General features: G+C 42.7%; 23 protein-coding genes. 8 read left to right on the top strand and 15 right to left on the bottom strand.

Features of this window, described 5'->3' with window-relative positions; all coding sequences use genetic code 11:
* Positions 1-49 precede the first annotated feature (49 nt).
* Positions 50-457, bottom strand: a complete 408-nt coding sequence (locus H6550_06530) for a hypothetical protein (GenBank protein ID MCB9045777.1) — start codon at positions 455-457, stop codon at positions 50-52.
* Positions 458-544: 87 nt separating this feature from the next.
* On the opposite strand from H6550_06530, the gene H6550_06525 reads away from it, so the two are divergent.
* On the top strand, positions 545-937 hold the full coding sequence (locus H6550_06525; protein MCB9045776.1) for a hypothetical protein: 393 nt from the start codon (positions 545-547) through the stop codon (positions 935-937).
* Between the two features lie 7 nt (positions 938-944).
* On the opposite strand, the gene H6550_06520 is transcribed toward H6550_06525, so the two are convergent.
* The 9 genes from H6550_06520 to H6550_06480 form a co-directional block, all read right to left on the bottom strand.
* The gene (locus tag H6550_06520; protein ID MCB9045775.1) at positions 945-1,214 is read right to left on the bottom strand and encodes a hydrolase; all 270 of its coding nucleotides are present in this window, start codon (positions 1,212-1,214) and stop codon (positions 945-947) included.
* A 2-nt stretch (positions 1,215-1,216) separates the two neighbouring features.
* Complete coding sequence (locus H6550_06515) at positions 1,217-1,894, bottom strand: SGNH/GDSL hydrolase family protein (protein ID MCB9045774.1); 678 nt, start codon at positions 1,892-1,894, stop codon at positions 1,217-1,219.
* Positions 1,895-1,896: 2 nt separating this feature from the next.
* Complete coding sequence (locus H6550_06510; protein ID MCB9045773.1) at positions 1,897-2,187, bottom strand: type II toxin-antitoxin system RelE/ParE family toxin; 291 nt, start codon at positions 2,185-2,187, stop codon at positions 1,897-1,899.
* Entirely contained in the window at positions 2,175-2,354 is a 180-nt protein-coding gene (locus H6550_06505) for a hypothetical protein (protein ID MCB9045772.1), read from the bottom strand. The genes H6550_06510 and H6550_06505 overlap by 13 nt, the downstream gene beginning before the upstream one ends.
* 7 nt (positions 2,355-2,361) lie before the next feature.
* On the bottom strand, positions 2,362-3,735 hold the full coding sequence (locus tag H6550_06500; GenBank protein MCB9045771.1) for an NAD-dependent succinate-semialdehyde dehydrogenase: 1,374 nt from the start codon (positions 3,733-3,735) through the stop codon (positions 2,362-2,364).
* A 134-nt stretch (positions 3,736-3,869) separates the two neighbouring features.
* The gene (locus tag H6550_06495) at positions 3,870-4,553 is read right to left on the bottom strand and encodes an alpha/beta hydrolase (protein MCB9045770.1); all 684 of its coding nucleotides are present in this window, start codon (positions 4,551-4,553) and stop codon (positions 3,870-3,872) included.
* Positions 4,554-4,637: 84 nt separating this feature from the next.
* A complete protein-coding gene (locus H6550_06490; protein MCB9045769.1) occupies positions 4,638-5,198 on the bottom strand; it encodes a hypothetical protein in 561 nt (186 codons plus the stop codon).
* Positions 5,199-5,408: 210 nt separating this feature from the next.
* On the bottom strand, positions 5,409-5,957 hold the full coding sequence (locus tag H6550_06485) for a hypothetical protein (protein ID MCB9045768.1): 549 nt from the start codon (positions 5,955-5,957) through the stop codon (positions 5,409-5,411).
* Between the two features lie 237 nt (positions 5,958-6,194).
* On the bottom strand, positions 6,195-6,758 hold the full coding sequence (locus H6550_06480; protein ID MCB9045767.1) for a hypothetical protein: 564 nt from the start codon (positions 6,756-6,758) through the stop codon (positions 6,195-6,197).
* 216 nt (positions 6,759-6,974) lie between these two features.
* Here H6550_06480 and H6550_06475 point away from each other — a divergent pair, with 216 nt between their 5' ends.
* Together H6550_06475 and H6550_06470 are read left to right on the top strand one after the other, a co-directional pair.
* Positions 6,975-8,120 carry a sorbosone dehydrogenase family protein gene (locus H6550_06475; GenBank protein MCB9045766.1) on the top strand — a complete coding sequence of 382 codons (1,146 nt, stop codon included), beginning with the start codon at positions 6,975-6,977 and terminating at the stop codon, positions 8,118-8,120.
* 101 nt (positions 8,121-8,221) lie between these two features.
* On the top strand, positions 8,222-9,451 hold the full coding sequence (locus H6550_06470; protein ID MCB9045765.1) for a hypothetical protein: 1,230 nt from the start codon (positions 8,222-8,224) through the stop codon (positions 9,449-9,451).
* 64 nt (positions 9,452-9,515) lie between these two features.
* Here the strand turns inward: H6550_06470 and H6550_06465 are convergent, their stop codons facing one another.
* Positions 9,516-10,457 (bottom strand): ROK family protein, encoded by a 942-nt coding sequence (locus H6550_06465; protein MCB9045764.1) that lies wholly within the window; start codon positions 10,455-10,457, stop codon positions 9,516-9,518.
* Positions 10,458-10,570: 113 nt separating this feature from the next.
* On the opposite strand from H6550_06465, the gene H6550_06460 reads away from it, so the two are divergent.
* Complete coding sequence (locus H6550_06460) at positions 10,571-11,836, top strand: sugar MFS transporter (GenBank protein MCB9045763.1); 1,266 nt, start codon at positions 10,571-10,573, stop codon at positions 11,834-11,836.
* 285 nt (positions 11,837-12,121) lie between these two features.
* On the opposite strand, the gene H6550_06455 is transcribed toward H6550_06460, so the two are convergent.
* The gene (locus H6550_06455) at positions 12,122-13,762 is read right to left on the bottom strand and encodes a leucine-rich repeat domain-containing protein (protein MCB9045762.1); all 1,641 of its coding nucleotides are present in this window, start codon (positions 13,760-13,762) and stop codon (positions 12,122-12,124) included.
* Between the two features lie 850 nt (positions 13,763-14,612).
* Complete coding sequence (locus H6550_06450) at positions 14,613-15,194, bottom strand: dihydrofolate reductase family protein (GenBank protein ID MCB9045761.1); 582 nt, start codon at positions 15,192-15,194, stop codon at positions 14,613-14,615.
* An 863-nt stretch (positions 15,195-16,057) separates the two neighbouring features.
* On the opposite strand from H6550_06450, the gene H6550_06445 reads away from it, so the two are divergent.
* Both H6550_06445 and H6550_06440 read left to right on the top strand, forming a co-directional pair.
* Entirely contained in the window at positions 16,058-17,095 is a 1,038-nt protein-coding gene (locus H6550_06445) for a hypothetical protein (protein MCB9045760.1), read from the top strand.
* Positions 17,096-17,174: 79 nt separating this feature from the next.
* Positions 17,175-17,807, top strand: coding sequence for a calcium-binding EGF-like domain-containing protein (locus H6550_06440; protein MCB9045759.1), 633 nt, complete (start codon positions 17,175-17,177; stop codon positions 17,805-17,807).
* 56 nt (positions 17,808-17,863) lie between these two features.
* Here the strand turns inward: H6550_06440 and H6550_06435 are convergent, their stop codons facing one another.
* Complete coding sequence (locus tag H6550_06435) at positions 17,864-18,520, bottom strand: hypothetical protein (protein ID MCB9045758.1); 657 nt, start codon at positions 18,518-18,520, stop codon at positions 17,864-17,866.
* 119 nt (positions 18,521-18,639) lie between these two features.
* On the opposite strand from H6550_06435, the gene H6550_06430 reads away from it, so the two are divergent.
* Both H6550_06430 and H6550_06425 read left to right on the top strand, forming a co-directional pair.
* Complete coding sequence (locus tag H6550_06430; GenBank protein ID MCB9045757.1) at positions 18,640-19,374, top strand: methyltransferase domain-containing protein; 735 nt, start codon at positions 18,640-18,642, stop codon at positions 19,372-19,374.
* Between the two features lies 1 nt (position 19,375).
* Complete coding sequence (locus H6550_06425) at positions 19,376-19,972, top strand: phosphatase PAP2 family protein (GenBank protein ID MCB9045756.1); 597 nt, start codon at positions 19,376-19,378, stop codon at positions 19,970-19,972.
* Here H6550_06425 and H6550_06420 read toward each other — a convergent pair.
* Positions 19,959-20,648 (bottom strand): DUF4476 domain-containing protein, encoded by a 690-nt coding sequence (locus tag H6550_06420; protein ID MCB9045755.1) that lies wholly within the window; start codon positions 20,646-20,648, stop codon positions 19,959-19,961. The two genes, H6550_06425 and H6550_06420, sit on opposite strands and share 14 nt — an antisense overlap.
* Positions 20,649-20,663 lie beyond the last annotated feature (15 nt).

The raw sequence follows: 20,663 nt of genomic DNA, 5'->3' as shown, positions 1-20,663 counted from the left end.
TAAAAAATGTCATTCAAATACTTACACCATAGAAGATGCAGCAATGACATTAACCGTAATAAGTAAGATTGGAATGTAATTTATATAAAGGTATATCCTGCCACAACCCCGGCGGAGCATTGGGTGTATATGCCACATGGCCGGTCTCGCCATATAATACAGGTTGAGGCAGTTCAGGATAATCGTGTAATACCGCACTCTGAATAACGGGGGTTAATTTGAGTACTATTTGCTGCGCTGAGTTCTGGTCGTTCACCACTTTGGCTATCACCACTTCATTCTTACAACAGCCATCGTCATCCGCTTCGTCTGTACACTTATCATCGTTGCAACCGTCACTCTTCGTGAACATATTCCACGACTCCAGGTTATGGCCGCAGTAGTGCAGTTCTATCTTCACGCCCGATACGGCAATGATATAGATGAATAAAAGCGGTATAGTCAAGAAACGCCTCAAAGTGTTACAAAGGTACGAAAATGGCTGTTAACGAAATATAAAAGCCATATATGTAATTATGGTGGAGATTTATATTATTTTGTACTTATGGTGAATCCCTTTGCTACAGGTGATACCAAGGAGTATCGCCATACTGTGACCGAAGCCGATAAGGCTGCCTTCCCTACGGGAGAAGTACATAATGTGTACTCCACCTTCTCCATTGCCCGCGATGCCGAATGGGCGGGCAGACTGTTTGTACTGGAGATGAAAGAAGCAGGTGAAGAAGGCATAGGAACAGGTATCACTGTTGCACACCACTCCCCTGCTCTTATGGGGCAGGAGGTTGTTTTTGTTGCAACGCTAACTGAAGTAAAACGAAACGAAGTAGTTGTAGATTATACTGCCCATGTTGGCGACCGCCTTGTAGCTACAGGTAAAACATGGCAGAAGATATTAAAAAAAGAGAAGCTGGACAGGTTATTTGAGGGGTTGAAATAGATACCGTTTACTCATACTCATCAAACCTTGGTGGCCTTACAGAATCAATACATCTCTCATCACTAGCACCAAATTTTTTAAAATTTTCACGAGCTTCATTTAAACTTACGCTATTAGCACCGCCCCAAAAATCAGGGTCATGAAGTTGTACTCCGTCATCTTCCCAGCAACATACATCACAAATATCAAAGTGGTTCTCTATCGGCTCTTCAAAAGTATAGTATCCACAACATGGGCATTGGTACTTACCATATTTGTTTTGTTTATTCTGATACATGGTTATCGTAATTGTTTTTCAATCATTGGCACTAACTGCTCAGCCCACACTTTATACTCCTTACCGGAATAATGTAGTTTATCACCTACTAAATAAGATTCGTCTGTACCATGTTCCCGGGTGCTATGTGTTATTTCCAGCCAATGGCATTTGTGTGCTTTGGTAATTTCTTCTTTCGCAGCATTGTAGGCGTCTATCTCTTCGGCTATCTTTTCACGGTCGCGTCCTTCGGCAAATGGCGTTACACCCCAATCGGGAATAGAGAGCACAAACACCTTAGCAGGATCACCCCCGGCAAAATCAATGGCCTGTTCCAGTAACTGGGTGTACTCTTCCCTGTAGTTCTCTACACTCCGGCCACGATATTGGTTGTTCACACCTATCAGCAATGTAACAAATGAGTATGTGCCTGTAATATGCTCAGCTTTAATAGCCGCTGCCAGTTCATCCGTTGTCCAGCCGGTAACGGCAATTATTTCAGGTTCAGCTACATCGTACCCTGCCTTATTAAGTAACGCAACTGACTGGTGCGGAAAGTTATCCTTCGCCTCTACCTGTTCGCCAATAGTATAAGAATCGCCTAAAGCAAGATATGTGTACATGTGTTTACTGTTCTGTGCGCTCAAAGATGTGGCAGAAAAAAATAAGATGCAAACAGTTGCAAGAAGACGGGTAATCATATCTAAAGAATATTCAACATTCTTGATTGATGATGGATATGAACTATAGCGACATTATCTTCATCTTCCACCAGGTAAACTATCCTGTAGCTTCCTTCAATCAATTCCCTTATGTAAGGTTTACCAAACTCAGGCACTACCCTACCTATTAAAACATGAGACTCAAGAATATCAGCTCTTGATATAATCCGGTCAACCATATTAGATGCATATAATTCTGAATCTACTGAGATGTACTCGTATATAGCCTCTAACTCACGTACAGCCAAAGGTGACCACTTTACCTGCGCCATTCGCTGACAATTTTTTTCACATCTTCATGTGAGACTGCCTGCCCTTCGTTAACCTGCCTGATCCCCTCTTCTACTTTTTCAATAAACATCAGCCTCTCAATTAGTTCGTCTAACTGAAAGTCCTTTGGCATATCCTTTATTACATCCAGTACTTTTTCCTTCGTCATATACCCGTTATTTTATAAATACGGTTTTTACATTCGTAAATTCCCGTATTCCAAATATACTTAATTCTCTTCCATAACCGCTTTGTTTCACACCACCAAAAGGCAGGCGCGGGTCAGAATGTACAAAAGCATTTACGAAGCAATTGCCCGCTTGTATTTGTGTTGCTGCAATTTTCTCCGCTTTTTTAACGTTTTTAGAGAATATACCGCTGCCCAGGCCATAAATACTGTCGTTGGCGAGCTTAATGGCGTGCTCTTCATCTTTAGCTTCGATGATAGCCGCGACAGGCCCAAAAAGTTCTTCATCATATGCAGGCATACCTTTCTTCACATTGGTTAATACCGTAGGTGGATAATAAGCACCATCGCCTTCGGGAATATAGCCACCACATAATAGTTTCGCCCCTTTGGCTATACTGTCCTGCACCTGCTTATGCAATTCGTCCCGCAGGTCTTTGCGCGACATGGGGCCTATCCTGTTATTCTTATCCATAGGGGCTCCATAAGTCGAGGCTTCCATTTGCTCCGTCATCTTCTGCTCAAACTCTTTTCTTACAGACTTCTCAACAATGAACCTTTTAGCGCATACACAACTCTGCCCTGTGTTCACCAAACGGCCTCTTACACAGGTCTCTACGGCAAGTTCCATATCCGCATCTTCCAACACAATATATGCATCGCTACCGCCCAGTTCCAACACCTGCTTTTTAATATGTGCTGCCGCAACCGATGCTACTTTCTTGCCTGCGTCTGTACTACCCGTTAAAGTAACTGCTGCAATGGCGGGATGTTTAATTACAGGCTCAACCTGTGCACCCGGTACTACCAATGTGTGAAACAAGCCTTTTGGCGCACCCGCATCTTTCAATACTTTCTCGATCGCTTTGGCACAACCTGTAACATTTGATGCGTGTTTCAGCACCATGGCATTCCCCGCCATGAGTATGGGGCCCATAGCACGAAACACCTGCCAGTAAGGAAAGTTCCAGGGCATAATAGCCAGGACTACTCCTATAGGCTGATAAGAGACATAACTTTTACTTGCTTCAGTTGCTACAATTTCATCAGCTATAAAACCGGGGCCATTCTTTGCATAGAACTCCATATTCATAGCACACTTTTCAACCTCTGCTATACTTTGCGCTATCGGCTTACCCATTTCAGCCGTGGCCAGCTCGGCCAACATCTTCTTATTCTTCTTTATTACAGCAGCTATCCTTTTCAACAGTGCACTGCGTTCGCGAAATGTTGTCGCTCGCCACCCTTCGTATGCTTTATGTGCCGCCTTCAGGCTACGTTCTATCTTCTGTTCGTTGTCGATCTTATATTCAGCTATTACCGCTCCCGTAGCCGGGTTAACGGATGTAATTATATCAGTCATAACGTGTGTTTTTGGGTATGTAAATCTACGCCTATGCATGTTAATAAATGGCTAAGAAGACATAGAGCCTGCCAATGCTGGTATAAGTTTAACAATGCCGCAACTGAAATGTTGATGTCGCAGGTAAGCAACTACTAAATAAACTGCCTGATATAAAATAGCAAATAAGGAATATTCGCCTGTTCTATAGGGTGATGTGTGGCAGGCAACATGCCCATCTGCGCATTGGGTAAGGTTCTGTACACATCCAGCGTTTCATCCAGGGTGATCATTTTGTCCCTGTCGCCCAATAATATCATACAGCTATGCTCTATCGAGCTGTACTCATTTAATTTCAACAGATTATCCTGCCCCATGTTACGGAGCATATCAATGGTTTTCTGCAATACATCTTTCCAGTTGTTGGGTGCGTGGCGTTTAGCCAGTGCATCAGCAAAAGCAGGCAGTTTTTCCTGTATCTTTTCCGCATTCAGCATCTTCACTTCCTTTTCTGCTGTTGCTTCGTCCCAATGAAATTTTGTTGCAAGTGTCACTATCTTATCCACTTTACCGGGATGATATTTGGCCAGGTACATAGCCACATACCCGCCCATACTGTAACCAAATATGGATACTTTATCCAGCTTCTCAGACTCCATAAAGTCCAATACATCCATTGCGAACAAGGCTATAGAAAATGGCTCTGCCGCAAATGGACGTCCTCCATGACCACTGAAATCAAGTGTATATACTTTATATGTATTTTCCAGTTCAGCAGCAATGCCCTCAAGTTGATCAGCGGCTCCTATAGCCCCGTGTAATAGTAATAGTGGTTGCATAATTTGAAGATAAATACAGGCCCGCATAAAACAAAACAAGCAGCCTTACGGGGCTGCTTGTTTTTATTACATCGAGAGAGACAATTATTCTTGAGTAGCAGTGTACACTACGTCTACTGCGTAAGTACCTGCAGGGTAAGCGAAACCTGGAGTAGCTTTATACTTTACACTGAAAGTCTGGTTGCCACCACGGTCAGCTGCTGTGATCAGGTCCTGGTTAGAAGCTGTCAAAGTAGAGTAAGCAGTTGAAGAGAACGGGCTGGCTATAGAACCACCTGTACCGTTTGCTGTTACTTTTACTGCCAGAACACCACTTACTGGCATAGTTGGAGCCGGGGTAGTGTTACCTGTGTATGAGAAGTTTGTAGCGTTAGCTTTAACAGCTACTGAGAAATTCTTGTTAGAACGTACTTTCAGTTCCTGTGCATCACTCTCAACACCGTTAGCGTAGTCGTTAACTGTTGTGAAAGGGATAGTCACGTCAGCACCTGTAGCAGAGCTGTTACCTGTGAAAGTGATCTCGATTGCGTTGCTCAGTACCAGGTTGGTAGTTTGAGAAGCAGAAGAGGTCTGGTTAGCCTGGTTTTGAGCATTAGCTGCGAAACCGAAAGAAGCGAAAACTGCGATTGCGATGATCTTTTTCATAATTGTTTGTTTTTGTTAGTTTGGTTGTTTGTTTAAAAATGTTTGTTGTTTGTGTTTGTCGTTATTGACGATACAAAGATGCGACGCTGGTACACATTTGAGAAATATTTAAGCCCGGTTAACCATGTGTTTGCAACCCGCTAACCAACCGTTAACAAAAAAGCGGAGAGGTATATAAAGACCTCCCCGCCATCTCAATAAGGGTAAATACTATTTCTGTGTAGCGGTATATATCACCTCTGCTGTGTAGGTACCTGCAGGATATGCAAAACCGGGAGTGGCTTTGTACCTCGTAAAGAAATACTGGAACCCACCCTTTTGTCCATTGGTTATCAGCGTTTGCGGAGCCTCATCCAGTGGGGCGAATTTGTTCCAGAATGTGTTAGAAGGGGTACCTCCTGTATTGTTAATGAACAGCCCTACATTCAGGGCAGAAACAGGCATTACAGGAGCAGGTGTGGTATTACCGCTATAAGTAAAATTTGCAGCATTGGTTTTTACACTGACATCGTAATTCTTATTAGATTTTACGATCAGTATCTGCCAGCCGGTAGTTACGCCATTAGCATAGTCATTTACATTGTTGAAGGTCATGGTTTGCGTACCGCCGTAGTACATAGAATAGAAACTGATGTCTATGGCATTACTTAATGCCAGTTTTGTTGATTGGTCAGCTGCGGCGTTCTGGTTGGCTTGGTTTTGTGCCTGGGCGGCCAAACCTGCAATTGCTAAAACGGTGCTTAAAATGATCTTTTTCATAACTGTTTGTTTTGTGTTTGTTTATTTAGTTGGTTGGTTGTTTTGTTGACACAAAGATGGGGTATGCAAGGGGCTTATGCCAAAAAATGCAATGTGCTTAACAGGCGTTTAAAAAACACATAACCCGCTATTAACAAACGAGTTGTGAAAAATAAAACAATCGAAAAACAACAATATCTAAAAACGAAAAAAGGAGCCTTACGGGGCTCCTTTAATTCACTATTTCGGGAGAGACTATTATTCTTGAGTAGCAGTGTATACTACATCTACTGAGTAAGTACCTGCAGGGTATGCGAAACCGGGAGTAGCTTTATACTTTACACTGAAAGTCTGGTTGCCACCACGGTCAGCCGCTGTGATCAGGTCCTGGTTAGAAGCTGTCAAAGTAGAGTAAGCAGTTGAAGAGAACGGGCTGGCTATAGAACCACCTGTACCGTTTGCTGTTACTTTTACTGCCAGAACACCACTTACAGGCATTGTTGGAGCCGGGGTAGTGTTACCTGTGTATGAGAAGTTTGTAGCGTTAGCTTTAACAGCTACTGAGAAATTCTTGTTAGAACGTACTTTCAGTTCCTGTGCATCACTTTCAACACCGTTAGCGTAGTCGTTAACTGTTGTGAAAGGGATAGTCACGTCAGCACCTGTAGCAGAGCTGTTACCTGTGAAAGTGATCTCGATCGCGTTACTCAGAGACAGTTGAACGGTCTGAGAAGCAGAAGAAGACTGGTTAGCCTGGTTTTGAGCGTTTGCTGCGAAACCGATTGAAGTAAGGAACGATGCGAATAATACTATCTTTTTCATTTTGTTTGTTTTTGCTTGTTGTTTAATTGTTTTGTTTGTTCGTTGTTTTGTTGATACAAAGATGGGGGTATGAAGGCCCCTCTGCCAAAATATCGCCCCCGGTTAACGGTGGGTTAGCAAGCGGGTAACCATCCATTAACAATTATTAATGAGCTGGATGGGCGAAACATCAGTAAAATCAATACTTTACCTTTACACCAAGCAACAGGCACCATTATGATCAGGAAAAGACTGTTAACAGCGGGAATTATCATTATTATCGGATTCACTCAATATAGCTGCGGCGACAGGGCTAAGCATTATACCCCATCAGAAACAGACTCTCTCCTATCATTAATAAAGCTGCCACAGGGGTTTAGCATCAGTATATATGCAGATGACCTACCCAATGCACGCTCTATGGCATTGGGGGCAAAAGGCACTCTTTTTGTCGGCAACAGGAGCGAAGACAAAGTATATGCACTGGTAGATGAAGACCATGATGGTATAGCGGATAAAAAATACGTGATAGCAGAAGGTATGAATATGCCCAATGGCGTTGCTTTCAGGAATGGCAGCCTGTATGTGGCTGAGGTAGATAAAGTATGGCGGTTTGATGATATAGAAGACAACCTCTCCCGCCCTCCTGCCAAGGTGCTCATAAGCGATGACTTCCCGGGAGACAAGCACCATGGATGGAAGTATATTGCCTTCGGCCCGGATGACAAACTATATATCCCCGTTGGCGCTCCCTGCAATATCTGCAACGATAACGAGACAGATAAACGTTACGCATCCATTACCCGCATGAATGCGGACGGCAGCGATCATGAAGTATATGCCAACGGCATACGCAATACAGTAGGTTTTGCATGGCACCCACAAACAGGCGACCTCTGGTTTACAGACAATGGCCGCGACAACCTGGGCGATGACATGCCCAATGATGAGCTGAACAGGGCGTATGAACCGGGACTGCATTTTGGCTATCCCTATTGCCACGCGGGATATATACAGGATCCTGAGTTTGGAGCGGGGCATCCATGTGACAATTACATACCACCTGTGCAAAAGCTGGCACCGCATACGGCATCACTAGGTATGAAGTTCTATACCGGAGATATGTTCCCCGCTGAATACAGGAACCAGGTATTGATAGCTGAACATGGTTCATGGAACAGGACAGAACCCATAGGATACAGGGTAACTTTAGTAAAACTGGACGGAAATAATGCTATAAGCTATGAGCCTTTTGCCGAGGGCTGGCTGCAGAATGGCAAACCCTGGGGGCGCCCGGTAGACATATTACAATTGCCGGATGGTTCTGTTTTAGTGTCAGATGACTATGGCGGCAAGATATACCGCATCACTTATAGCAAATAGCCCCATATGTGAAGATTAACCTAAAGGAGCCTGTTTAACAGTTCTTTGTGACAAGATGGAACCGTTCTTGGATATGTTACTATGTATCAAAATCCAGAATTATGAGCAGGTTAATTAAAATACAGGGTTTCGTGGTGCTGTTGATGGCATTGATAGCAACTACTGCTCCGGTAAAAGAATTAAAGGCACAACCCAATGTTTCCGTTTCGTTCCAGACCTTTTATAATGATCTGCAGCCCTACGGACAATGGATAGACTATCCTCAATATGGCTATTGCTGGGTGCCGAATGTGGGCAATGGATTCCGTCCCTACTATACCAATGGTTACTGGGCTATGACCGAATATGGTAATACATGGGTATCCAACTACAACTGGGGTTGGGCTCCTTTCCACTACGGTAACTGGACCTATGACGACTATTATGGCTGGATATGGGTGCCGGGCAACACTTGGGGCCCTGCATGGGTAAGCTGGCGCAATGGTGGCGGATATTATGGCTGGGCTCCGATAGCACCGGGTATTAATATCAATGTAGCCATAGGTAACTATAATTGTAGCCCCAACTGGTGGGTGTTCGTACCACAAAGGCATATATACGCGCGGAATTACAGCAGCTATTGGAGAGGTCCGCAGTACAATACGACCATCATCCGCAACACAACCATTATAAACAATACCTATATCAACAACAACCACAGGTATATATCAGGTCCGCGCAGGAATGAGATAGAACGTGTAACAGGACGTAGCGTGCGCACTTATGGTGTACGTAGCGAGATGAAGCCCGGCAGGTCTCAGGTAAGGGGTAATACACTGAATGTGTACCGCCCGACTGTTAACAGCAGGAACAACGAACGCCCTGAACGTTATGTGAATGCAAATGAACGCAGAACAACACCTGCTAACCACAGCGGCAGCAGGAACAACGATCAGCGCAGCAGTACCCCCAACAGGATGAGTTCGACACAAAGAGCTAGTAGCCCTAACCAGGCAAGGCCTAATACAACAAATAACAGCCGTCCTTCGCGGACAGCCAATACGAGGGCACCACAGCAACAACAACGTATAACAGAACGCAGGCAGCAATCGTGGCAACAACAGAGGAGCCAGCCTGCAAGGCAACAACATACACAACCACAACGTGGGCATGTGACACAAAACAGGCCGCAAAGCACCAACAGGAGCATGCCTGACAGGGCGAGGCCACAATCTAATCAGCATATGTCTCAGCCTGCAAGGCAACAACATAGCCAGCAAAGGGCGTCTCAACCGGCAAGAAGTAATACAACACACAACAGCGGCCAGAGAGGTGGCAGCAGGGGAAGATAAAGGATAAGGTGGAAGATGAATAGTAGCCCCGTTCCGGTGTCATGCCGGGGCGGGGTCTCTTCTTTTACCAGGCCAGTGCGCTGGCACCTAATATTGCAGCGTCAGCATCCGGCAGTGCAGAAGGCAACAGTTCTATTTTGTCTTTGAACATACTCAGCAGGTTCTCTTCCATATATTTTTTTACAGGCCCGTACAATACATCACCTGCTTTAGCCAGCCCACCGAACAAAATGATGGCCTGTGGAGAAGTAATAGCAACAGCATCAGCCAGGGTCTGGCCGAGTATTTTGCCTGTATAGTCAAAAATCTCTATCGCGAGCTTATCGCCTGCCAATGCAGCTTCATGAATATCCTTTGCTGTTATTTGTCCTTGTTTATCGCGCAGTAACGATGCATCATCCCGGTTTTCCAGCCACTCGTTTGCAGTAATGACAATTCCGGTAGCAGAACAATACCTTTCCATACATCCCTTTCGCCCGCAACCGCAAGGCCTGCCATCCCGCACTGCTATCACATGCCCCAACTCCCCCGCAAAACCATCATGACCGTATATCAACTGGCCGTTGGCTACAAAACCACTACCTACACCCGTACCCAGTGTCACCATGATAATATCTTTCATACCCCTGGCAGCACCATACATCATCTCTCCCATCGCTGTTGCGTTAGCATCATTGGTCAATGTTACTTTGTACCCCAGGGCTTTGCTCATCATATCAGCCAGGGGTATCCTGCCTTTCCAGGGCATATTGGCGGCATCCACTATCTCACCTGTATAAAAATTACCATTAGGCGCACCTACACCTACCCCATTGATATTATCCCTGCCCGCACGTTCGATGAATTTCGCCACCTCTCCTTCAATAGCTTTAATATAAAGCTCTACCGTTTCAAAACCGGTTGTGGGTATGGTAGCCTGCAACAGTATCTGCCCACGCCTGTCTGCCAGCCCTAAAGTTGTAGTAGTGCCACCTATATCAATACCTATGGCAAATGATCTGTTCATTTCTTGTTTTTGACGCTTTAAAAGTACGTATCAGATAGCGAAGTCTTATTCTGCAAACAATAAAACTTTCCCGACAATTCCTGTATCTTGGTATTCAGCTACAAACTAAACCAATGCAGTCAAACAATAAAAACTCATACGCTACCTCTTTGTTCCTGGTAGGGTGCCTGTTCTTCATATTCGGCTTTATTACATGGCTCAACGGCAGCCTGATACCTTTTCTTAAATTGGCCTGTGAACTCACCAACTCACAATCCTACTTAGTGGCTACCGCTTTTTTTGCATCTTACTTTGTTATGGCGCTGCCATCATCTATGATATTGCGCAAAACAGGGTTTAAAAAAGGTATGAGCCTGGGCCTTGTTATCATGGCTATAGGTGCAGCCATTTTTATTCCCGCAGCCATGCAGCGCAGTTATGCATTTTTCCTTTTCGGGCTCTTTACACAAGGGCTGGGATTGACCATTTTACAAACTGCTACTAATCCTTATGTTACCATACTCGGCCCTGAAGAAAGCGCCGCACAGCGCATCAGCATTATGGGTATTGCCAACAAAGTAGCGGGCGCTATAGGTAGTATACTCATGGCCGGATTATTACTGAAAGGCATATTAGGCGTGCAGGAGCAATTAGAAACTACTGCCAACGCTGCAACCAGGGCAGACCTGCTCAATGAGCTGATGCAACGCATCATTACCCCATACGTAGCTATTGCTATCTCGCTGACGGTACTCGCCGTTTTGATATTATTATCTCCCCTTCCCGAAGTAAATGATACGGAAGAAAACCCCGATACAGACAGTAGTGCTCACGCCTCTATATGGCACCACAAATATCTGTTCCTTGGCGTACTGGGTATTTTCTTCTATGTTGGTGCCGAAGTTATTTCCGGTGATTCTATCATAGCTTACGGAACCTCTATGGGCATTAGCGGGGAAGAAGCCAAGTTCTTTACCAGCTTTACACTCGGCGGTATGCTGGCAGGTTATGTATTAGGCATCATCCTCACGCCAAAATTCATGTCTCAGGAAACCATGCTGAAAATATGCGCTGCACTCGGCATTGCATTGTCAGTATGTGTCATGCTCACCTCGGGCCGCTTGTCTATTTATTGCCTCGCTTCATTGGGTATTGCCAATGCCATTATGTGGCCCGCTATCTGGCCTATGTCTTTAAAAGGTCTGGGCAAGTTCACAAAAACAGGCTCCGCATTGCTCATTATGGGTATCATAGGTGGTGCGGTCATCCCGCCATTATTTGGCTGGCTGATAGACATGATGGGCAGCCAGTCATCAGCTTATATAATACTCATACCCTGCTACCTGTACATTCTCTATTTTGCTGTAAGCGGTCATAAGGTGGGGTATAAGGAGAAGTAGCGGGAGGCCCAATAGAACCGTCATTATGAGGAGAGAGGAACGAACAACGTAATGATCCCCTGAGCATATGCAATTGGTTGATAGCTGTAACAATTACAAGGAACATTAACCATGTAAAAAAGTCAAAGAAGGCGGTTCGAGTATCAAGAAGTTCACTTCACAAGAAAATCCTCTTATAATCAGAGGATTTGTTATTTCTGCTATTTTTCTTCTTTTCTAATTTGCTGATTTTCAATCGTAATTGGTTCGAGTACCAAAACGTCTCTATAATTGCCACTAGCATCTTTAATATACAAATTCACAATTCGGTAGTAGTTGCTTGTGTCTGCCTCTTTCTTCAGGTGATACAAATTCCCTATTATAATTGGTCATAATTATCCTTTTTATACTTTTTAGTCTGGAAATACTGTCTGGAAGCCTTTGTTCTCCATAGTCAATGTTAATTTCTTCTAAATTTTCCAAATTTATTAGTATCGAAAATAGGCTCTCAAAATTGATATGAAATACGCCAGATAAATCAATTTTCTTCAATGAATGTAGATTCCCGAAGTCTGCCGGCATGTATTTATAATCAGCCGGAGATAGTACTATTTCTTCCAAATTAGTAAGGTTACCAATCCCATCTGGGATAGAATCGGTTTCATAAATATTCAATCCTAGAAATTTTAGCTTTTTAAAATTGTATATTTCTTTAGGTATTTTAATTCGCCACGCTTGGCTTAAATCAAGATATGTCAAATCCAAGCCTTGTAATGATTGTATTGAATAATCAAAATCAAATGGTTTACGCATTGAGTACAAGCTTACTTTACTCAGTTTTTTGCAATTGTTAATACACCTGGGAATTTTCGTTAATTCATCGCAATACCTAAAATGTAGTTCTTTCAAATTTCTCAATCTCCCTACGTCATTTGACATCTCCTTAATTTCAGAATGTTCTATATTAAGTACTTCCAAAGATTGGACTTTATTTATCCCGTTAGGCATCGAGCTTGTTTCAAATGAAATGGTAAGCTCCTTTAGGTTTTTCAAATCACTCAAAATATCAAACGCCTTTCCAAAATCAATTTTTGAATTACCCTTTATATTTAACCGTTCTAAGTTTTGACATTTTGTTATTGAAGAAGGAAGAGAGTCTAATCCAACATTCCAAAATATCGCGGATTTGAAGTTTTTACATTTTGATAATACCGTAAAAACTAGTTCCCAATTCATGTTGTTGCAGAAGTAAATTTCGGTCAAACTATCCAGCGTGGAAATTGAATTCGGGAGTGTTTTTATTTTATTGTCTTGAAATTCTAATATTTTTAGTCGATTTAATCTGCCTATTTCATTTGGTATTTCTGTTAGTTCATTATAAGCGATTGAAAGTTCTTCTATTTGACTAAGATTAAAAATGTACATGGGAACTTCTTTTAACTTGTCAAAACTTAATAGAACTTTGCTTTGATTGCCGTATCTCTTGTAAACGGTCGTTTCATTTACTTCAAGTGAATCTCCAATAGATTTCGATATAAACTCAAAGCCATATGGCGCTTTTACAGGCCTTTCATACTCGTAATAAGTCAAATATAATGTTCTAACGTCTTTTACAGTGTCATTATCCAGATATCCAATGTTGTATATATCAATTGTGGCAATTCCTAAAGGTGCTTCGTTTAATTCATATTGGCAGCACCCCCCTGCTCTTTTATAAACAATTTTTCTACCCGATGGATCTTGTAGATTCTTGAGATAAATCCTCTCATTTCTTGGCCCACCATTGACTCCCGACCCAACCTTAATAGGATATTTGGGACTAAGCCCAAGGGAATCAGCCGCCGGTTGACTAAGTGCCTTTATACTAACAAAAAAGATTAGAATGAATAAATTTCTAGTTATAAAGTGCATATACCTGTGATATTTGTCTGCAACGTGTAAATCCATTTTGCACATTACGAATATGCAAAAAATAAGTCATTTTCTTTAGACGAAACATTTAACAGCTTACAGCCTTCAAATCATCAGCAAACCGGTTCGAAAAATGTACCATACGGTTCACTTCACAAGAAAACCCTCTGATTATCAGAGGATTTGTTATTTCTGCTATTTTTCTTCTTTTCTAATTTGCTGATTTTCAATCGTAATTGGTTTGAATACCAAGAGGTTTTATTCTTCCTACAAATTTTCTCTAGTGTCAGCCTATTTTATCACCTTGTCCAGAAGCATTCTGTTTCACGTTAATTAAAATGAATGCAGAATATGTTGTTATGAAAATTGTCAATGGAATTTGAAAGGCTAAATAGTTAAACATTTCGATTGGTACTTGAATTAGTCTGCTTACGATAGGTGACAGCATAAATGCAAAACTGATAAGCATTATAGGTGTTTTGTTTCGCCATTTTGTAAGATTCAGCATTATCCCAACAATCCCAAGTATGGCAAAAAACTGATCACTGTTCCCAAATTCAAAAGTTGTAAAAATCAACCATACTATAAAAGGAAGCCCAATCATTTGTCCTGCAAGTATGATAAGCAAGTATGATATTATTGACGTTATTCTAATTGCATTTTTCATCCTTGATTTGTCATAGCCTAATCAGCGACAAGCTTTATAAATATAAATTATTTTTTTGAGTGACAAGCTTCTAAACAGACAAGGTTCTTAAATCTACCACTAGCGCAGATGTTCCACCGGGCATCTGTGTCTATCAAATCACCCGGTCTGTGACCGGTATTCAGGGTACTAAAAGATGACCGGGACACCGAATAGCTAAACTCCTTCTACAGCCCGTTCTCACTCCCCCGCTACAACATAACTCAATTCCGTTACCCCGCTGGCAAATGGTCTTGTCGTCTGCAGTTGTAGTTTCACCTTGTCTTTTATACCTGCAAATAGCGGGATGCCCTGCCCCAGGATAACAGGGTTAACAAACAGCCAGTAGCCGTCTATTAAGCCCAATTGCATTAGCGCATGTGTGGCCGTCGGGCTGCCAAAAAGCAATATATCTTCACTCCCACCATTTGTGGATCGTTTTATGTCATTGATGCGCTCTCTCAGGTTATCACGGATAATGGTTGTATTAGTCAATCCCTCGTCTTGCAGGGTTGTTGACAGGACAATTTTGTGTGCATTTTTATACCACTTTGAATGTTCAATGTCATGCCGGCTGGCGTTCGGTTTGTCTGCCGCCGTGGGCCAGTAACCTTCCATCATCTCATAAGTCACCCGTCCGTACAGTGCGGTGTCCGTTTCGCTTATCCGCTTGCCAACATGTTCAAAGATCTCATCATCCACCTTGATCCATTCCATTTCTCCATTCGGTCCTGCTGCAAAACCGTCAAGCGATATATGCATAAATGAAATTACTTTTCTCATTTGGTCTTGTTTATGTATTATCTTATACTAACAAATAAAGATACACAACTGCCGGGTTTATTGATAAAATAACAACCAAAGCCCAACAAGATCAACTTGACAATAATAACAATTTTACGTATATTTATGCTTTCATTCCGAACAGGCAGAAGTGACAGATCATTACCACGAGCCCTTTAACATACCACGAAACCTGAAAAATGATCACAATGCCTATATACTCTATTGTACGATTCCATACGGTAAGCGATCAAGGCGTATTTGCCCGGCAGAGCAGCAGCACAGGTGCCTGTCACGGCCACTCCGAAATCTCGAAGCTTAAGATTTCGGGCTCTTTTTCTATGGTTCGTTTCTTTTGGAGAAGCAAAAGAAATGAACGGAAGGTGACGTATGTAATCATGATGATAGTCAACTACGTAGTAACTAAGTTGATTCTAAGCTGGGGCTACTATTCCCTTCTGTAGTCAAAAGACCAACCAAAACTCATCAAGATCAGCTTGTCAATCATAGCAATTTTACGTATATTTACACTATTATTCCGAACAAGCGGGAATGACAGATCATCGCAACAAGCAATTTGACATACCGTAAAAAACTCAAGAAAATGGAAACAAAAAGAAACAATTACAAGTATCACCAAACCATATTATACATTTCATATTTAAAAATGTATTAAGCGCATCACACCTGCCCCCTGGGAAACGGTAAATTTCGATACAAAACGATACCAAATGATATAAAATAACAGTTTCAAACAACAAGGACCTTTAAATAAAAACTAATCACTATGTATAATAACAAAAATCCGTCAGGCATATATTTAAACTATCTTTATTCTGACATTATATTGAAAAGTAACCATCATGTACGGCAAAACATCCGGCGACGGACAGAAGATATCTAAAAAGAAACACAGCTATCCTGTAAATGACCAGTTGGCCAACTACCTGCTGCATAACGCACGTAGTATAGACCTGCCCATACGATATGAAGAACTGACCCAGTTCGACTCCGGCATGTCAGTCATCAACAAAAAAGGAGAAGACACGCTCTGGATATCAGCCCTATACAACCCCAACGATATGAACCGGATACACGAGGGGCTTAAGGCTATGTACTCCATCCTGAGGACGGAAGGCTATACCCCCGTGCACAAACATTTGCACGTTGAGCGAATAGACTACTGCACCTTTGGCAACTCCAATCCATTTCGTATCAAGATCGTCAACAACCTGAACGACAACTATGATTATTTTTATATAAAACGTGCCGACGCCTCACGCATATACGGGCTGGAACTGGAGCATATACTCTCCCCTTCCCGTATCAACTATTTTGTAGATGACAACACCCTGCTGGAGGAACATATTGCAGGTGTTCCGGGCGATGTATTCATTGACCAGTATATTGCTAATGATGATTTTAATAAAGTAAGGATAGCCAAAGAACTGGTAAAGTTCAACGAGCGAAGCTTTGTGCGCCTGCTGGGCGATATGCGTTCTTACAACTATGTATTTGATATCACACCCGATTTTGAGGAAGTACAGTTCCGCATACGTGCCATCGACTTTGACCAACAGAGTTATGAAGGAAAGAAGAACCTGTACCTGCCCCAGTTCTTCAAAGAGAACTATGCTTTGGTAAAACTGGTACAGGATCACCTGACACTGGAGAATATAGAACAATACCAGAAAGAAGAACGTGTATTGATAGCCCGGCGCAGCAAATCTGCGCATATCAGGCTCAACGCCCTGCTCATGGTCATGGAAAATGATATTATTTCGCTGCCTGAGAAAGTAACCCAACTGGCGGAAGAACTGGCAGAACATTACGATGATGATGGTTTCAGGGAGTGTGCTTCAATGGGCGCTATAGTACGCAGGAGCATCGCCAGGTTATAACGACATTGCCATTTGACTGTTAACACTATAAACATTGCCGGCATTTCAATATATTTGGTGTAACAACCACCCGTTGTATATGAAACTGTTGAAAAACTTCATCTTTCCGGGGCTGCTTACATTGTTCGCCTTTTCGCTCGTGCTATATGCATCCTGCAACAATAAATGTAAGGATATCACCTGCCAGAATGGAGGCACCTGCGAAAACGGAAGCTGCAAATGCCCCACAGGCTACGAAGGTGAGTTCTGCGAAACGGCGTCAGACCCTTGCAGTAACATTGATTGTCTGAACGGAGGTACCTGTGACAACGGAAAATGCAACTGCCCGGATGGCTATGAGGGCGACAAATGTGAAATTGCTATAAATGACAGGTATACAGGCATATGGACCGTATTTGAAGACGGCACGCTTACCAATGCTGCACAATATGAAATTTCTGTAACATCAGGTTCACCTACAACTATCAAGGTAAGCAACTTCTATAACAGGTTTATGTCCAACATGGTAAACATAAATATTGACGGCAACAACATGACCATACCGCAACAGGATATCAACGGCTATATTATTGAAGGTAATGGCACTTTAGAATGGGACAATATCGACCCCAGCCATGGGAAAGTAACGTTGCGTTACAAAGTAAAAGAGCCAAGCGGCGGCATTAATGATTTCGGATTAGAGAATGGTTCGGCCTCAACCTGGAACAGGTAAGAGGAAATAAAAAAGGGGCTATCGCCCCCTCAAATATCTTATTACGTCCCCCTCAATTACCCCGGTATCCTTGACATGTATTTGGCCATTTCGTTTATCTGTTCTACCACTTGTTGGTTTTTAGATTTACAAGCCTTGGCTTTCGTGAAATACATCTTAGATCCTCGAAAATCCCTGCGTTGCATACACAGGCCTGACAATTGCAGGTATGCAGTAGCTTCACTGTCTTTATCCGGCAGGCCAATTTTCACAGCTTTACGCAGGTTTTCATAAGCTTCTTTGGTATTTCCTTTTTTAAAGGCAATAGCCCCCAATTGCAGGTAAGCTGTACCCTCAAATTCTTTTTCAGGCATGCCACTACTAAGTCCTTGCCTCAGGTCAGCTTCTGCCTGGTCCAGGTCATCGCCCATGGTAGATATGTTGGCGCGCAGCATATAATAAGATGAGCGTATAGGCTTATACATCAGGTTAGGATACTTTACCCTATCTATCAATGCTTTGGCACCATCCAGATCTCCATCCTCCACATATTTCTGTATCAGCGTCATAGGGCCGATCATAAAATGCGCTATAACTGTAAGTATTGCTATCAGGAAAGGTATCCAGGCTACCCACCATGTCACTTCAAAGCCCAGGTAGAGCCCCAACAGTATCAAAGCAACAGCTAAGGGTAAACGGTATAGAACGGAAAATCTTCTTAAAGTCTGTTTCATTTCTTCAATAATTGGCTGCAAAGGTAATTTATTCTCTATTTTATGCAGTCAGCAAAAATACATGATTAATTTTGCCTTTCATCCGGCATGGCCGAAACACTATATTTGCCGCAGTACATATGAAAAAGAAAGATTGGTACGAAAACTGGTTCAGTTCTGCATATTATAAAATACTCTACCGCGACAGGGACGATGCAGAGGCTGAGCAGTTTGTGGAAACGCTGATAAAACATTTGCAGCCGTTACCGGGTAGCCGCATGCTGGATATTGCCTGCGGCGAAGGACGGCATTCCCGCCAATTGGCAGAACATGGTTACGATGTTACAGGCATCGATCTTTCATACCAGTGTATCAGGCAGGCGAAGCTACAGGAACATGACCACCTGCATTTCCTTGTGCATGATATGCGTTTCCCGTTCTATATCAACTATTTTGACTTCTCGTTCAACTTCTTTACCAGCTTCGGCTATTTTGCCAGCAACAGGGATAATGTCATGGCGGCCAAATCCTTCGCTGCAGGACTGAAGAAAAACGGCACACTGGTGATAGACTACCTGAACTCTGCATATATACTGGAGCACCTGGTACCTGAAGCACAGGTGACCAAAGAAGGACTGATATTTGATATAAAGAAGAAGGTCATAGATAAACACATTATAAAAGATATCACGATAACAGATAAAGAAGGAGAACAACATCATTATGCGGAAAGAGTAGCTGCTTTTACCTTGTCAGACTTCCTGGAAATATTCAAAAAAGCAGGCCTGACACTTACAGGAACTTTCGGGGATTATAATATGAACCCATACGACCCCGTTAATTCTAAGAGGTTGATCATGATATTTAAAAAATAATATGCTGAAAGCAGTACACGATTGGCTTATATATTGGGATTTTACCGCATGGTATTACCTGAATACCCAATGGGTGAACGACTTCTTTGACCTGCTGATGCCTGTACTACGCAACCAGTGGACATGGGCACCATTGTATCTGTTCCTGCTGATCTTCATGCCGCTTAACTACGGACGTAAAGGCTGGATGTGGTGCGTATTCTTTATATTGGCATTTGCATTAGGCGATTATGTGAGTGCCAGCATTATAAAACCTTATTATATACGCCTGAGGCCATGTAACAACCCATACATAAAAGATATAGTACACCTGCTGGTGCCATGCGGCAGCGGGCATAGCTTTCCTTCATCTCATGCCACCAATCATTTTGCCATGGGTGTATTCAGCGCCGTAAGCCTCAGAAAAAAGGCTCGCTGGGTATGGGTAGTGGCCTTACTCTGGGCCTTTTCAGTGGCATACGCCCAAATATACGTGGGAGTCCACTTCCCTGGAGATGTATTGATAGGAGGTATTTTAGGTACAATTATCGGGCTGGTAACAGGTTATACTTACAACAGGGTATATCACAAGCCGGCCCCTTCAGTTAATGAGACTTGATATACTTATTGTATTCATCTTTTGAGGCGCTGAATGTAAAAACGTCCTCCAGCTTCCAATAGTCTTTTTTGTCAATTATCCTATCGTACGACCATTTGGCAAAGTCTAACCTGCTGCCTTCAAATGCAAGCCAGTCTAACATAGTTCGCACCTGTACACTATAATAAGTACGGCCTTCCAAAACTGACTTCATTAATTTCAGCTTCTCAGAGTCAGAAATACGTTCTTCTACCCTTGCCTGAAGGTCTTTCAGGTCATCATTCAGCAGTTGGTTGTTGTTATTTTCATAATGGTCATTATTTTCCAGGCGGTCATATTCCACATATGCATCTTCTATATCCATGCTATTAATACGCATCCTGTTATTCTGCACGTCAACAACACAACGGGTTACGGTACCGGCGTCAATACGTAGTCGGCCTGAATATATTGTTTTCGCCCTGCCTCCTCCATCTTTGTACTCTTTGTATTGATATACTTTGATATTGTGCCAGCCTTTAGGCAGATTGCCGATTGTTATCGTACGGCCGTATTTGTTATAATCCCTGCCGTCTATTACTACAATTAACGGGGAATGATCGTTGAGGCGTACCTCAAGTACACTACGCTCATCATTACGGGCATAAATCGAAACTGTAGAAAGTATCAGTACCAGTATCGTTAATATTTTCTTCATAACATGGCTTTTAGC

The organism is Chitinophagales bacterium (assembly GCA_020636495.1).
Lineage (GTDB): Bacteria > Bacteroidota > Bacteroidia > Chitinophagales > Chitinophagaceae > UBA5543.
The sequence above is the reverse complement of the archived record's forward strand: the minus strand, read 5'-3'. Positions and strand labels throughout refer to the sequence as shown.

Bases quoted from the DNA above. Each gene is read 5' to 3' on its own strand.
- H6550_06525 (MCB9045776.1), top strand. From the start codon at position 545: ATGGTGAATCCCTTTGCTACAGGTGATACCAAGGAGTATCGCCATACT.
- H6550_06520 (MCB9045775.1), bottom strand. From the start codon at position 1,214: ATGTATCAGAATAAACAAAACAAATATGGTAAGTACCAATGCCCATGT.
- H6550_06515 (MCB9045774.1), bottom strand. From the start codon at position 1,894: ATGATTACCCGTCTTCTTGCAACTGTTTGCATCTTATTTTTTTCTGCC.
- H6550_06510 (MCB9045773.1), bottom strand. From the start codon at position 2,187: ATGGCGCAGGTAAAGTGGTCACCTTTGGCTGTACGTGAGTTAGAGGCT.
- H6550_06505 (MCB9045772.1), bottom strand. From the start codon at position 2,354: ATGACGAAGGAAAAAGTACTGGATGTAATAAAGGATATGCCAAAGGAC.
- H6550_06500 (MCB9045771.1), bottom strand. From the start codon at position 3,735: ATGACTGATATAATTACATCCGTTAACCCGGCTACGGGAGCGGTAATA.
- H6550_06495 (MCB9045770.1), bottom strand. From the start codon at position 4,553: ATGCAACCACTATTACTATTACACGGGGCTATAGGAGCCGCTGATCAA.
- H6550_06490 (MCB9045769.1), bottom strand. From the start codon at position 5,198: ATGAAAAAGATCATCGCAATCGCAGTTTTCGCTTCTTTCGGTTTCGCA.
- H6550_06485 (MCB9045768.1), bottom strand. From the start codon at position 5,957: ATGAAAAAGATCATTTTAAGCACCGTTTTAGCAATTGCAGGTTTGGCC.
- H6550_06480 (MCB9045767.1), bottom strand. From the start codon at position 6,758: ATGAAAAAGATAGTATTATTCGCATCGTTCCTTACTTCAATCGGTTTC.
- H6550_06475 (MCB9045766.1), top strand. From the start codon at position 6,975: ATGATCAGGAAAAGACTGTTAACAGCGGGAATTATCATTATTATCGGA.
- H6550_06470 (MCB9045765.1), top strand. From the start codon at position 8,222: ATGAGCAGGTTAATTAAAATACAGGGTTTCGTGGTGCTGTTGATGGCA.
- H6550_06465 (MCB9045764.1), bottom strand. From the start codon at position 10,457: ATGAACAGATCATTTGCCATAGGTATTGATATAGGTGGCACTACTACA.
- H6550_06460 (MCB9045763.1), top strand. From the start codon at position 10,571: ATGCAGTCAAACAATAAAAACTCATACGCTACCTCTTTGTTCCTGGTA.
- H6550_06455 (MCB9045762.1), bottom strand. From the start codon at position 13,762: ATGGATTTACACGTTGCAGACAAATATCACAGGTATATGCACTTTATA.
- H6550_06450 (MCB9045761.1), bottom strand. From the start codon at position 15,194: ATGAGAAAAGTAATTTCATTTATGCATATATCGCTTGACGGTTTTGCA.
- H6550_06445 (MCB9045760.1), top strand. From the start codon at position 16,058: ATGTACGGCAAAACATCCGGCGACGGACAGAAGATATCTAAAAAGAAA.
- H6550_06440 (MCB9045759.1), top strand. From the start codon at position 17,175: ATGAAACTGTTGAAAAACTTCATCTTTCCGGGGCTGCTTACATTGTTC.
- H6550_06435 (MCB9045758.1), bottom strand. From the start codon at position 18,520: ATGAAACAGACTTTAAGAAGATTTTCCGTTCTATACCGTTTACCCTTA.
- H6550_06430 (MCB9045757.1), top strand. From the start codon at position 18,640: ATGAAAAAGAAAGATTGGTACGAAAACTGGTTCAGTTCTGCATATTAT.
- H6550_06425 (MCB9045756.1), top strand. From the start codon at position 19,376: ATGCTGAAAGCAGTACACGATTGGCTTATATATTGGGATTTTACCGCA.
- H6550_06420 (MCB9045755.1), bottom strand. From the start codon at position 20,648: ATGAAGAAAATATTAACGATACTGGTACTGATACTTTCTACAGTTTCG.